Origin of the sequence: Candidatus Syntrophosphaera thermopropionivorans (assembly GCF_004353895.1) — a bacterium.
Classification (GTDB): domain Bacteria; phylum Cloacimonadota; class Cloacimonadia; order Cloacimonadales; family Cloacimonadaceae; genus Syntrophosphaera; species Syntrophosphaera thermopropionivorans.
Window position 1 is genome coordinate 107,557 of the sequence record NZ_SMOG01000001.1, and the last position, 12,190, is coordinate 119,746.

General features: G+C 37.1%; 12 protein-coding genes. 11 read left to right on the forward strand and 1 reads right to left on the reverse strand.

Going from position 1 to position 12,190, the window contains the following annotated elements; genetic code table 11:
• Position 1: 1 nt before the first annotated feature.
• On the reverse strand, positions 2-1,993 hold the full coding sequence (locus E0946_RS00450) for a T9SS-dependent choice-of-anchor J family protein (protein ID WP_133200500.1): 1,992 nt from the start codon (positions 1,991-1,993) through the stop codon (positions 2-4).
• 423 nt (positions 1,994-2,416) lie between these two features.
• On the opposite strand from E0946_RS00450, the gene hydF reads away from it, so the two are divergent.
• The 11 genes from hydF to rnc all read left to right on the forward strand — a co-directional run bounded on the left by hydF (position 2,417) and on the right by rnc (position 12,190).
• Positions 2,417-3,628 carry a [FeFe] hydrogenase H-cluster maturation GTPase HydF gene (gene hydF / locus E0946_RS00455; RefSeq protein WP_133200501.1) on the forward strand — a complete coding sequence of 404 codons (1,212 nt, stop codon included), beginning with the start codon at positions 2,417-2,419 and terminating at the stop codon, positions 3,626-3,628.
• 441 nt (positions 3,629-4,069) lie between these two features.
• Entirely contained in the window at positions 4,070-4,429 is a 360-nt protein-coding gene (locus tag E0946_RS07350; protein WP_243713670.1) for a hypothetical protein, read from the forward strand.
• Between the two features lie 152 nt (positions 4,430-4,581).
• On the forward strand, positions 4,582-5,439 hold the full coding sequence (locus E0946_RS00460; RefSeq protein WP_243713671.1) for an MFS transporter: 858 nt from the start codon (positions 4,582-4,584) through the stop codon (positions 5,437-5,439).
• Between the two features lie 358 nt (positions 5,440-5,797).
• Positions 5,798-5,977, forward strand: a complete 180-nt coding sequence (gene rpmF / locus E0946_RS00465) for a 50S ribosomal protein L32 (protein WP_133200502.1) — start codon at positions 5,798-5,800, stop codon at positions 5,975-5,977.
• Between the two features lies 1 nt (position 5,978).
• A complete protein-coding gene (gene plsX / locus E0946_RS00470) occupies positions 5,979-6,977 on the forward strand; it encodes a phosphate acyltransferase PlsX (RefSeq protein ID WP_133200503.1) in 999 nt (332 codons plus the stop codon).
• A 6-nt stretch (positions 6,978-6,983) separates the two neighbouring features.
• Positions 6,984-7,976 (forward strand): beta-ketoacyl-ACP synthase III, encoded by a 993-nt coding sequence (locus tag E0946_RS00475; protein ID WP_133200504.1) that lies wholly within the window; start codon positions 6,984-6,986, stop codon positions 7,974-7,976.
• 9 nt (positions 7,977-7,985) lie between these two features.
• On the forward strand, positions 7,986-8,921 hold the full coding sequence (gene fabD / locus E0946_RS00480) for an ACP S-malonyltransferase (protein ID WP_133200505.1): 936 nt from the start codon (positions 7,986-7,988) through the stop codon (positions 8,919-8,921).
• 36 nt (positions 8,922-8,957) lie between these two features.
• Positions 8,958-9,686, forward strand: a complete 729-nt coding sequence (fabG, locus tag E0946_RS00485; protein ID WP_133200674.1) for a 3-oxoacyl-[acyl-carrier-protein] reductase — start codon at positions 8,958-8,960, stop codon at positions 9,684-9,686.
• A gap of 54 nt (positions 9,687-9,740) precedes the next feature.
• Positions 9,741-9,986 carry an acyl carrier protein gene (locus E0946_RS00490; protein ID WP_133200506.1) on the forward strand — a complete coding sequence of 82 codons (246 nt, stop codon included), beginning with the start codon at positions 9,741-9,743 and terminating at the stop codon, positions 9,984-9,986.
• Positions 9,987-10,128: 142 nt separating this feature from the next.
• A complete protein-coding gene (fabF, locus tag E0946_RS00495; protein WP_165942039.1) occupies positions 10,129-11,367 on the forward strand; it encodes a beta-ketoacyl-ACP synthase II in 1,239 nt (412 codons plus the stop codon).
• A gap of 28 nt (positions 11,368-11,395) precedes the next feature.
• Positions 11,396-12,190, forward strand: a complete 795-nt coding sequence (gene rnc / locus E0946_RS00500) for a ribonuclease III (RefSeq protein WP_133200508.1) — start codon at positions 11,396-11,398, stop codon at positions 12,188-12,190.

Here is a 12,190-nt window from a genome sequence, read left to right on the forward strand (position 1 = left end):
TTCAAGGAAGAATAACCGCTTTTCTCTGGAACTTTCCTTTTGCTGATTCCAGATTTATAAGATAGATTCCCGCAGCAAGCTCTGGAAGATACTTATTTTTTTCAAATTCAGTCACTTGCTTAACACTTATCAATTTCCTGCCTCTGATATCATATATCTCTATGTTAAAAGGAACTTTATTATAACTGGAAACAGTAAAATTACCCCGAGCTGGATTGGGATAGACTAAGAAGCGGGAAGAAGATATAACCTCATCATTTATTGCAACATAACCTCCTTCACCTGTAATGATAATATCATCCAGATAAAGTGCCAGGGCATCCCAGGATACACAATTAAAGGCAAGATAGACAAATTGATTTTCCCAGGTCCTTAAATCAAGAGTATATTCTGTCCATTCTGCTGGTACTGAAATCCAGTTTCCTGTATGAAGTGGCTGGAAATGAGAAAGATTGGTATCAGTGTTAGAAATTACAACCTTCAATCTTTCCAGACCATAGTCAGAAGTATGAGAACGAGCCCAGAACTTAAGTTGGGGATTGTTACCTAAGAATAATTGAGGTGAAATGAGCCAATCATTGTTGGGAGGATTGACACTGGCTAAAGAAGCTAACATTGCTGAGCCACTATGAGGTTGTATTATAGTCAATGGGGGCGTAGTCAATAAGGGGAAGAAGGAAATCCAGCTATGAGTTTGTCCTTCACCTGGAAAATCTATTTCCTGCCAATTCCAGGTTTCCGATAAATCTATATCCAGATTCTGCCATTGAGCGATACTTCCACTAAAAGGAGAGCATTCCTCAAAACTTTCTTCCAGAATAAGATGAGGTATGTTTTCAGGGATATGGACAGTAACCGTGTTGGACGGAGCCGATATTTCACCGATAGCATTTTCTGCTCTAACATTATAGTAATAGGTCTGTCCAACACAGACTTCTGTATCCTGATAGGATAAATTATAAGACACAGCAAAGAAATTCCCATTTTTGTAAATCCTATAAAGAATAGGATTCCCATTTTGGGGAGGTTCCCAGTTTAATTCCACTCTCCCGGAAATATAGTATCCACTAAGATTTTGAGGTGCTCCAATTCCCAGCCCTGCTGTGGTAAAAGACCAGATAGGACCAGAATAGGTGTTTTCGCCTTGATGAGCAATGACTTGCCAGTAATAAGTGTGCCAAAGCTGAAAGGGTTCATAGGGATACCATTCTGTAGTGTTTAAGTTTTGTGCCAGCAGGGTCAAATTATCAATACTTGTCCCTAGATACAGGTCAAAAGAGCTGGCAGAACTTTGCCAGGATAAACCTGTGTTTATAGAGATTCCGGTAGCACCATTAGCAGGAACTGGCTGAGTGGGAAGATAACCTGTACTGGTAAATTCCAATTTAACATTAGGATAGGCATTCCGTGCAAAGAAAAAGTTTTCTATAGGCGGAACAGGAGGATTGGCTGGATCTGGATTAATATTTATATCTGTATAGACAATACCACGAACTTCTGGAGCAGCAGTGCATAGAAATTCATCGGAAGTGGAACTTCCACCAGGACTATTTTCATCCACTGCGATAAGTAAGTTTTCTTCATTATTAAAATAGAATGGAGTGGTAAAATTAATTTGTAACCAACCCTCACCTGGTAAACCTCCAGAAAAGTTTGTATTAGTTAAAACTCCATCGTAAACGAGGATTAAGCTATCTATCGGAACAAAGGTGGATAAGGTTTGACGAGAAGTGTGACCTAACCAGACTTTCCATTCCCCATTATATTGTAAAAAATGATTACTAACTATGTTGTACTGAAAAGATATAGAACTTATATTTCCCGCTCTATTGATTAGTGTGGCTGGGTATACCTGTTGAGAATAGCTATAAGAACGAAAAGCTTCAATCGGTAAACTCTGATTGGTCAAAGTTCCATTGCCTACTTGGATGATTTCTGCTTCCAAAAATGAAAAAAGAAATATAAAAATAAATATTAAAACTAGTTTCTGCATAAATCTTTTATCCTCTATGCACAAATCATTATGGTATCGTCATTATGGAATAGTATCTCACAGGAAATATGAGGTAGTATTTGTTTTAAACTGCTTTGAAATTCTTCTATTGAGTCTAAGTGACTGTTAGTTAACTCTCTTGATTTTATTAAACTAATCCCTGGCATCTTTTACCTTCATTATATTTTCATTTTTTTAATCCTTTACTAATTGAGGTATAAAATGTCAATAGCGATTTTGCTTTATGTTGCAATATCAGAAATTAGGGCATTACTATTTATCATTTTAAATCGTTATGAAGCAGAAAAAGATATTAGTTTTTAAAAGATAATCTGCAGTAAACTGCTTATAAGTGGAGTCTTGACAAATGATTGATTTTATTTATTAGTCTCTAAAAGAGAAATAAATTACTGTTGAGGAAAAATGAGTAGTACACCTCGTGGAGAAAGACTGATTATAACCTTGCTGGGAAATCGCAATTCCGGTAAGTCCAGCCTTATAAATGCTTTAACAAATCAGGAAATAGCTATTGTTTCTGAGGTCCCAGGAACAACTACAGATCCCGTAGCTAAACGCTATGAACTGCTTCCTTTGGGTCCTGTGACTTTCTATGACACCGCAGGATTGGATGATATGGGAGAATTGGGAGAAAAGAGAATTAGAGCCGCTTATAAGGTGCTTTTTAAGACAGATATGGCAATCTTTGTTAATGATGGTAGTCCTTTTCAGGAAAATGAATTGAAAGCTTTGCAAAGATTAAAAGAGATGAAACTTCCGGTTCTCGTTATCTTTAATAAATCAGACCTCAGAAAACCCCATCAAAATAATATAGAATTTTGCCAGAAAAATGATTTAGCCTGGATTTCTGTTTCAGCAAAAACAAAAGAAAATATTACTTTAGCTAAAGAAAAAATTATTGAACTGGCACCTTCTTACTTCAAAGAAGAGCGACCATTGGTCAGAGATATCGTTCATTCTGGAGATAGAGTTATTCTGGTTACACCTATAGATTCTTCTGCACCAAAAGGAAGATTGATCCTTCCTCAAGTGCAAGTTTTACGTGATTTGCTGGATAGTGGAGCAGTAACAACAGTGGTGAGAGAATTTGAATTAAACAAGGCTTTGAAAGCTTTAAAAAGTGAACCTGATTTAGTTATTACCGATTCGCAAGTTATCCAGAAAGTGGTAAATCAGCTTCCCCCTCAAGTTCCTTTGACGACTTTTTCTATCCTTTTCGCAAGATATAAGGGGGATTTGGAAGCACTAATTAAAGGTTGTCAGAAGATTGATGAGCTAAAAGACGGAGACCGAATATTAATTGCAGAAGCTTGTTCCCATCATCCTCAGCAAGATGATATTGGTAGAATGAAAATCCCTAATTGGTTGAAAAACTATACTCAAAAAGATTTAAACTTTGATATAGCTGCCGGAAGTGACTTTCCTGATAACCTGGAAGATTATGCACTCATTATACATTGTGGTGCTTGTATGCTTAATCAGAAAGAGATGAATAATAGAATCCGGGAAGCAGAAAGAAGAGGAGTTCCTATAACCAATTATGGACTCGCTATATCCAAATTGCACGGATATTTTGAACGCACCATTGCTCCTTTGAAAATTCCCTTTAGAGCATAGTTAATCTTCTTATTATTCAATATATTATCTTCATCTTTTATATAACACCATCTTTTACCAAAGATAGAGTCAAGCGTTAATCACTTCTTAATCAAGCGTTAATATATAAAGACTTGATTAACGCTTGATTAAGACTTGATACCAGGAAAGAACTAAGAGCTGGCTAAAGTTTAAGGTACGAACGGATAGAATTTTGAAGTTGAAAAAATAAGTATAAAGTATAATTTTTTAGGGCAAAACTAACGGGTTTCAATAGATTCAATTTTAATCTCGCATCTATTCTACAAATCAGGGATAATTTAACATTTATGCAGGGCAAAAAGCAAATAAACGGATGCTTTTTTTCAATACTAAATTAATATATCAGGCAAAAAGGATAGATTTAGAAATACAAGGTGGTAAATAATCGCATAACTAAAGAAGATTTAAGGGATTTGAAAGTTGGGAAGGAAGAAAGAAAAAAACACTAAAAAACAGAATTTAATACAGCAGAAGAAGTTCTTGATTTCGCGCACTTATCGCGTTTCCATCAAAGAAGGTATTTTTGCTCAGATTTATGGAAACCTGGCTAATATAGGAAGCAGTTTTATCACTAAATTTATGGTACTTTTAGGTGCCACTCCTATGCAATTTAGTATACTAAGTTCCCTCGGACAGGTCTCTGCTGTATTTCAACCTTTGGGGGTGGCATTAACCCATAGATTAAAGAAAAGAAAGAAAGTCTGTATCTGGGTTACGGGCATTGGCAGATTTCTAAGTTTTTTCATAGGAGCAGCCTGGTTTTTTCTGATAGAAGGATAGGAATCATCTATCTTCTTATTTTACTCTTTGTTAGTGCAAGCTTACAAGCCATTGGTGGCAATATATGGATAGCCTGGGTCAGCGATTTAATTCCTCAAAACATTAGAGGTCGTTTTTTTGCCCGTAGAAATCAGATTCTTTCTTTTGCTGGATTGATAGCTGGATACTTTTTTGGTTACTGCACGGATTTATTTGAAAAAAAAGGAAGACCTTTATCAGGATTGTTCCATAATCCAGAGGTTATCTTTAATAGGCAAAATCAACCTCTCTTTCTTATTTTAGTATTTATCATTGCAACTGTTTTAGGAATCATTGGTCTATTTATTTTAAATAAGCAACCAGATAGAATGTATAGGATGCAATCCGATTGGGCTTTGCGCGAGAAATTTTTTGAAGCTTTTGGGAATAAAAATTTTAGGAGTTTGCTATTTTTTGGTATCTGGTGGATGTTAGCAACTGGTGTAGGTAGTGCTTTTTGGGGACCCTTTATGCTAAAAAAACTGCAAATGAGTATGCTCCAATTGCAAATATATAATACCCTAAGCATTGTCTCTTCTTTATTGGCTTATCCTTTTTGGGGTAGATTTATTGATAGATATGGTAATAAGACAGCAATGAGTATTTGCGTAGCCTTAGGTGGGTTTAATCCAATGCTCTGGCTCTTTTTGACACCGCAAAACTTTTCTCTGTTATGGTTTGAAGCTTTAAGTTCTGGATTTATGTGGTCAGGAAATGCTATTGCTACCACCAATTTCTCTTTAGCTATCGCAGGAAAGGGTAAAGAACAGACTTATAGTGCTATTTACGGTGCTTTAGGTGGTATTGCAATGATGTGTTCCACTCTCTTGACCGGGGTTTTCTTTCCTGCACCCCAAAAATTGGGTAATAGATGGTTAGAACCAGAACAGGTAGTGTTTGGTATAGGAGGAATTTTAAGATGGTTGAGCATTATACCTCTGTTATTTGTTAGAGAAAAAGTTTATTCTGGTATGAAGAAAAAGTATAATTAAATGACATAACTCAATTATATTATTTATGAGCTTATACGATTTATATTGTAAAACTAAATGCTATTTCTATATTAGAGTAAACTCACCAGTGTTGAGATAGTGAGAAAAAAATGTGGAAAATCCTGATGAATATTGGTTGAAAGAGTAAGTGAAAAAAGAGTTCTATTTAATGGCTAAAGAATTAGATATAGCTATTTTAATTGACAAAAAATTATATAGTTAAGATGAGGTTCAAAACAAATAAAATATGATATGCAAAAGCACATAATCCTGAATAAAAAGTGGGAGAAGAATTATTTTTTATCTATCTCCCCGGATAAAGACACTGTTCTTAGATTTTAAAAGGAAGGAAAAAGTAATGGCAGTTCCAAAGAAAAAAACTTCTAAAGCTCGTAGAGATAAACGTAGAACTCATAAAGTATTAACTGAACCGACAGTAGTTACCTGTGCAAAATGTGGCGAACCAGTTCGTCCACATCATCTTTGTGAGAAATGTGGAACTTATAATGGCAGGCAGATAAAAGCCATTAAGGAGTGAAGTGCGTATAGCAGTTGATGCTTTTGGCACAGATAAAGCACCTTTTCCTGAGGTGGAAGGTTCTATCCATGCAATTAAAGAAGACCTCTGCAATGAGATAATCCTCGTAGGAGATGAACATATATTGCAAGCTGAACTGGATAAGTATTACTATGACCATAACAGAATTAGAATCTATCATGCGAGTGAAAGAATAGAGATGCATGACCATGCCGCAGAGGTAGTTAGAATGAAGAAGGATTCTTCTATGGTAAAGACGGTAGAATTACATAAAAATGGAGAAGCTGATGCTGCATTAAGTGCTGGCAATTCTGGAGCTTTTATGGCTGCCTCTTTACTTGCCTATGGCAGAATTAAGGGAGTCTCTCGTCCTGCTATTGCCGCAGCTCTTCCCACTACCATTGAACAGCCTGCAATTCTACTTGATATGGGCGCTAATGTTGATTGTGATGCTGAAAATCTTCTTCAATTTGCTCAATTAGGTAGCATTTATTTCACCTATTGTTATCAAAAACCAAATCCCCGCGTAGGTCTCTTAAATATTGGTGAAGAAAGTACTAAAGGTAATGCACTTACTCGTGAAGCTTATGAGCTATTAAGTGCAGCGAAAGACCTCAATTTTATCGGTAATATAGAAGGCAAAGAGATACTCAGCGGTAAATTTGATGTAATCGTATGTGATGGTTTCGTGGGAAATGTGGTGCTAAAGACTATAGAAGGTGTGGTTAGAGCCGTTTTTGATATGTTAAAGGAGCAACTTGAAAAGGATTGGATAGCGAAAATAGGAGCAATATTATCTTTTCCTGCTTATAGTTTTTTGAAGAGAAAACTTGATCATACCGAATTTGGTGGTGCCTTACTTCTGGGTCTAAATGGCACAAGTATCGTTTGTCATGGTAGTAGTGATGCCAAAGCGATAAAAAATGCTATTCGTTTTGCGGTGAGAACAGTCCAATCTGGATTCGTTCAACACAGCAAGGATTATTTTAGAGAGAGGTAAAGAATTATGCCCATTCATAATGCGAAATTCACTTCCTTTGGCAGTTATGTTCCAAAAAAAGTAATTACAAATTTTGACTTAGAGAAGATAGTGGATACAACCGATGAGTGGATTCGCGCTCGTACAGGAATGATGGAACGCCACTATGCAGAACCGGAAGAAGCTGCCAGTGATTTAGCTTATATTGCTGCTCAAAGAGCATTGGAAGCTTCCCCCTTGAAACATAGAGACATAGATATGATTATAGTAGGAACGGTTACTGGAGATCATGCTTTCCCTTCTACTGCTTGTATACTTCAGAAAAAGCTGGGAATGAAGAATATTCCCTGTTTTGACCTTTCTGCAGGTTGCACAGGATTTCTCTATTCCGTTGATGTGGCTAAAAATTTTATAGAAAATGGGACAAAGCATAATATTCTGGTTGTTGGAGTGGAAATTTTAAGTAAGGTTACTAATTTCAAAGACCGTAGTACCTGCGTCCTTTTTGGTGATGGTGCTGGTGCAACCATAATATCCCGTACAGAAAGAAATGATATTTCCCGTATCATTGATTCAGTTATGTATGCTGATGGAAGCCAGAGTGACCTTTTATATCAACCTGCAGGAGGTTCAAGAATGCCTGCCAGTCAAGAAACGGTTGAAAAGAATCTTCACACGATTTATATGGAAGGCAATCGTATCTTCAAAAATGCTATTCGCTCTATGTATGCTGCTGTTGATGAGCTATTGCGTCGTAATAAATTGGAAGCTAAAGATATTGATTGGATTGTTCCACATCAAGCTAATATTCGTATTATAGAAAGCTTAGCGGATAAGCTACATTTTCCTATGAATAAGGTTATAGTAAACATTGAAAAATATGCGAATACTTCCTCAGCCACCATACCAATTGCTCTGGATGAAGCCATAAGGGATAAGAAGATTAGACGGGGTGACCTCGTTATTCTGACTTCATTTGGTGCAGGTTTAACCTGGGGTGCTATTCTGGCAAGATTTTGAGGTGTAGGTATGAAGACAGCTTTTGTTTTTCCGGGACAGGGTGCACAATATGTAGGAATGGCACAGGATTTTATCTCTGCTTATCCAGAATTTGCTGCTGTATTGGATGAATTTGATGCAAGACATCAAACTAATCTAAGACAAATTATGGCAGAAGGTCCAGAAGATGTTTTGAAAGAAACTCGTTACACTCAACCAGCAATTTTATTTCATAGTATCTGTGCATTGAAATGTTTTGAGGAGCACTCTCCTATTCGTCCTGATTATGTGGCAGGACATTCTTTGGGAGAAATAACTGCTCTGGTAGCTAATGGAACTCTTTCTTGGAATGATGCTATGCATTTGGTTTATAAACGCGGTGAGTTTATGATAAAAGCTAATGAAGGAAACCCTTTTGCTATGGCAGCAGTGATGGGATTGGATCCTCAGACAGTGATAGAAATATGTGAGGAAGCAGAAAAAGAAGGATTAGTCAAAGCAGTAAATTTTAATACCCCAGCTCAGACGGTTATTTCTGGAACTGAATCAGGAGTGGCAAAAGCAAGCGAATTGGCAAAAGCAAAAGGTGCAAAAAGAGTTGTTCCTCTAATTGTAGGTGGTCCTTTTCATACCCCCCTTATTCATAAAGCCAGTTTATGGTTAGCTCAGGAGATGGAAAACATTCCTTTTAAAGATGCCACTATTCCTCTAATCTCTAATGTGGATGCCTTGCCTAATACTTCAGGACAGATAAGCAAAGAAAAACTGGCAAAACAAGTTATTTCTCCTGTTCTATGGGTGGATTGTGTTAGAAGAATGATCCAAGATGGAGTGGGATATTTTATTGAATTTGGTCCCCAGAAAGTTTTAAGCGGAATGATAAAGAATATTGACAGAGATGTTAAAGTTTTTAATATGGAAAAAATAGAAGATTGGAAAGCAATTGATGACGCTTTTAAAGGATAAGGAGTTTTAATCTTGGTTAAATATGATTTTGAGAATATGACTGTAGTCATCACAGGTGCAGCTCGCGGGATAGGTTTTGCCATAGCTGAAGCCTTTGCTGGACAAGGAGCTCATCCAGTAATAATAGACATCAATAAGCAAGTGGTGGACGAAGCAATGCAGAAGTTGCAAGATAAAGGATACTCTGTTTCTGGTTATGTAGGTGATGTCACCAATTCTTCTCAAATGGATGAGGTCTTTTCTGCTATTATAGAAGAAAGAGGTAAAATAGACTGTTTGATTAATAATGCTGGAATCACTCGCGATAATTTACTTTTACGGATGAGAGAAGAAGAATGGCGAATGGTTTTGGAAATTAATCTAACGGGTACCTTTATCTGCACCCAGAAAGTGTTTAAATATATGATGAAAGCAAGATCTGGTTCTATCATTAATATTGCCAGCGTGATTGGAATTATGGGAAATGCAGGACAGGCTAATTATGCTGCCTCTAAAGGTGGAATCATAGCCTTTACTAAGAGTTGTGCTAAAGAGTTTGCATCCAGAAATATTAGAGTGAACGCTGTTGCACCAGGTTTTATAGAGACTGAGATGACAGCAAAGCTTCCAGAATCTGTAGTAGAAGGCTATGCCAAAGCTATACCTTTGCAGAAAATGGGAAAACCTGAGGATGTAGCTAAGCTTTGTCTTTTCTTAGCTTCTGAAGAGAGTGCTTATATAACCGGTCAGACCATAGCTATAGATGGTGGACTGGTTATGCATTGAGGTGACAATGAATTTTACCCTAAGAAAGAGAACACGAAAATAAGAGGAGGAAAAATGGATAGTGAAGCCATTGAAGCCAAAGTTAAACAAATCATAATGGAAAAGCTGAATGTGGAAGAATCGGAGATTGTTCCCTCAGCTAACTTCATTGAAGACTTACGTGCCGATTCCCTGGATACAGTGGAACTTGTTATGGCATTTGAAGATGCCTTCCAGATTACTATTCCACTGGAAGACCAAGACAAACTTCAGACTGTGGGACAAGCAATTGATTATCTGAAGGAGAAATTGGCTTCTTAACCTCAACTGAAAATCAATCCTGATAGCTTCGGTTATCAGGATTGATTCAATTTCTTACATCACTACACTTATTTATTTAATGTTGGGTGAAGTATTTGTAGGGGATGAGGTTTATTAATCTTCTTTATAAGAGGTCTTAATAATGAAAAAAAGAGTAGTAATAACCGGTTTAGGGGCTTTAACCCCAGTAGGAAATAATATAGAAGAAACCTGGAGTAATTTAGTCCAGGGAGTTTCTGGTGTTGATTTAATCAAGAATTTTGATACTTCCGCTTTACCTGTTAAGATTGCGGCTCAGGTGAAAAACTTCAAGCCTGAGGAACACTTTGATCCCAAAGAAGTCCGAAAAATGGATACTTATACCCAGTATGCTTTAGTAGCTTCAAGAGAAGCAATTAAAGATGCAGGTCTAATGCCCTATACTGGTGACAACTGGAGAATTGGAGTTATTACAGGTGTAGGTATCGGTGGTATTTATACTTTTGAAGAGGAATGTATCAAGAATCATGAACTTGGTCCTCGTAGAATCAGTCCCTTTTTCATTCCTAAGATGATTTCCAATATTGCCGCTGCTCATATTGCCATAGAAAACGGTTTTCAAGGAATTAATTTTAGCATTTCCAGTGCCTGTGCCAGTGCCAACCATGCTTTAGGGACTGCCTTTCGTACCATTCAATATGGAGATGCTGATATCATTATCAGTGGCGGCACTGAAGCTGCGGTTACTGCTTTTGCTGTTGGAGGATTCTGTGCTTTGCGTGCTCTTTCCACACGAAATGATGAGCCGGCCAAAGCTTCTCGTCCCTTTGATGCGGAACGCGATGGATTTGTAATGAGTGAAGGGGCAGGTTTTCTAGTATTGGAAGAATTGGAACATGCTAAAGCAAGAGGTGCAAAGATATATGCAGAAATTGTAGGTTATGCAGCCACAGATGATGCTTTCCATATCACAGCACCACTTGAAGATGGTTCAGGAAGTGCGGAAGCAATGAAAAGAGCTATAGCAGATGCAGGAATTCAACCTGAGGATATACAATATGTTAATGCACATGGGACTTCTACTCCGTTGAATGATAAAGGTGAGACTCTTTCTCTAAAGAAATGCTTTGGGGATTATGCCTATAAATTGAAGATTAGTTCAACTAAATCTATGGTAGGACATATGCTTGGAGCAGCTGCGGCTATTGAGGCAATCGCATGTGTTAAATCCATAGAAACAGGGGTAATTCATCCCACGATTAATCTTGAGAATCCCGATCCAGATTGCGATTTGGATTATGTTCCTAATAAAGCTCAAAACTGTAATGTGAATGTAGCTCTTTCCAATTCTTTGGGATTTGGTGGACATAATTCAGCTCTCATTATAAAGAAATATAGCTAAGGTATTGTGGAGGTGAATTTCCACAAGAATGAAAGAGCTTCGTAAAGAGAAGGGTGTAAATAAGTTCTTTCAGCGTTTTATAGACTTTATCAATGGAAAACGTATCAAAGAACTATATCCTAAATGGGAAAAGAGCCTTAAACAATTACAGAAGAAGATAGATTACAATTTCCATGATATAAATCTTTTGAAAGCTGCTCTAACACATAAATCTTATCTTAATCGTAATTACTCTGAGTCTCAGGCTCCTTCTCCCTTTGAAAGAATGGAGTTTTTAGGAGATGCCATCCTTGGTTTTGGGGTATCTCGTGAGTTATTTAACAGACATCCTGAAGAACAAGAAGGAAAGTTAAGCAAACTTAAATCTAAAATTGTTTCCGAGACCTATCTCACTCTCAAGGCTAATGCTTTAGACCTGGGAAAATACTTACTTCTTAGCCAGGAAGAACAACAAGCTGGAGGAGCAAAAAAACCTTCCATCCTCAGTGATGCAATGGAAGCTCTTATCTGTGCTATCTATCTGGATAGCGGAATTTCTGCCGCTATGAGATTCATTAAAAATAATATTATGAATGATTATGAGAGTGTTGTCAATCGTAATGAACTGGTCAACTACAAAAGTATCCTTCAGGAATATATGCAATCTCGTAATCAACCCCCACCAGTTTATATAACCGTAGCAGAAGAAGGACCAGAGCATAATAAAACCTTTATCGTGGAAGCTCGCTTAAAAAATGAAGTATTAGGTAAAGGAAAAGGCAGCACCAAAAAGGGTGCCCAACAAGAAGCAGCACGAGATGCCTGTCAAAGACTGGGAATTTAA